Consider the following 213-nt stretch of genomic DNA (forward strand, 5'->3'; position numbering starts at 1 on the left):
GCAGTCACCTTAGAGTGCCCAACTTAATGATGGCAACTAAGATCAAGGGTTGCGCTCGTTGCGGGACTTAACCCAACATCTCACGACACGAGCTGACGACACCCATGCACCACCTGTCACTCTGCTCCCGAAGGAGAAGCCCTATCTCTAGGGTTTTCAGAGGATGTCAAGACCTGGTAAGGTTCTTCGCGTTGCTTCGAATTAAACCACATG

1 rRNA gene is annotated in these 213 nt (G+C 51.2%); it reads right to left on the reverse strand.

Annotated features, from left to right (window positions below):
* Positions 1 to 213: ribosomal RNA gene (locus MR167_RS32715) — 16S ribosomal RNA — on the reverse strand; the annotation flags it as partial.

It is taken from the genome of Bacillus cereus group sp. BfR-BA-01355 (assembly GCF_022663675.1).
GTDB classification, from domain to species: domain Bacteria; phylum Bacillota; class Bacilli; order Bacillales; family Bacillaceae_G; genus Bacillus_A; species Bacillus_A thuringiensis_S.